General features: G+C 33.5%; 1 protein-coding gene and 1 pseudogene. One reads left to right on the forward strand and one right to left on the reverse strand.

Annotated elements, in window-relative coordinates; all coding sequences use genetic code 11:
* Positions 1 to 940: 940 nt before the first annotated feature.
* Positions 941 to 1,042: pseudogene (locus G575_RS12040) on the reverse strand (IS3 family transposase); the annotation flags it as partial.
* A gap of 122 nt (positions 1,043 to 1,164) precedes the next feature.
* On the opposite strand from G575_RS12040, the gene G575_RS12045 reads away from it, so the two are divergent.
* Positions 1,165 to 1,272 (forward strand): cadmium resistance transporter (locus tag G575_RS12045; RefSeq protein ID WP_342664501.1); only part of this gene is annotated, 108 nt, incomplete at its 3' end.

Raw genomic sequence — 1,272 nt, forward strand, 5'->3', positions numbered from 1 at the left:
TCTAAAATAATGGGTAAATAAAGAAGACCATATTTTCTAAAATAATGGATAGATAAAGAAGACCACGTTCTCTAAAATAATGGGTAGATAAAGAAGACCATATTCTCTAAATTAATGGACTAATTAAAGAAGCCCATATTTTCAAAAATAGCGGACCAATAAAGTAAGCCATTCTTTAACAGATAATGGTTTTATAAAGTTACCCATTATGACTTAAAAAATGGATAGATAAATGACCCCATTATTTTTGTAGAAAAGTGATTATTTAAGATTGGTATCTTAATTTCTAAATTATCAATATCTTAAAATTTTGTGTTATGATTGCTCGAATAGCGAACAACGGCGAGGCGCTCCGCTATTCCTCGCCAAATAAATTAGACTCAATGATTTTCATTAAAAAATTTGAGAAGCAAGTAACAGAGGTTTTTGTTACTTTTTGTCAAAAAGTAACGTTTTTGTAGTTTTGACAACCCTACGGTTCATCAAAACTACAAACGCTCTGCCGAGGGCTATGGGTTGCACCCCTTTTTTGACCCTCACGGTTCAAAAAATTCACTGCTTTTTCGGCCCACAAAAGTGGCCTCGAAAAAATCGGCGCGAACTACGCACCGAAAAAATTGCTTCACGCAATTTTTGCTTGCCCATCTTTTGCTAACAAAATAATTTCAGCTGCGCTAAAATTATCAGCAAAAAATGGTCTTCGCCCGTCGCACGAATCAACGTGCGATTTGTCCGCGAACAGTGCAGACAAAAAAGAGAGAGCTTATAACTCCCTCCCATGCTTATTAACTAGGCTATTACTCTAGTTAATGTTTGCAATTAGACATATATTCATCATACGAGATTTCCAATGGCTCATAAATCGAAATAGTTTTAAGCTCAATCAACGGTCGTGGGACTGACCCCAAAAAAGTGAGAATTTAATAAAAACACCCTAGGGCTACCGTCTCCGGTATTCAACCGGAGACAGGTAGTCCAATTTTTGTTGGATTCTTTTTTCATTATAATATTTGATGTAATTTTCTACAATTTGAATTACAATATATTTCTGAAACTACACAATACAAATATTGACATGCAATTATTAATTGGTGGATTTTAAGTTGACATCTATAAAGTTTAATGTTAGAATACATTCAAAAATATATTTGAATGAGGTGTTTTATGATTCAAAATATTGTTACTTCAATAATCCTGTATTCTGGGACAGCCGTAGACTTACTTATTATCCTAATGTTATTTTTTGCCAAAAGAAAAAGCAGAAAAGACATC

This window comes from Streptococcus plurextorum DSM 22810, assembly GCF_000423745.1.
Classification (GTDB): domain Bacteria; phylum Bacillota; class Bacilli; order Lactobacillales; family Streptococcaceae; genus Streptococcus; species Streptococcus plurextorum.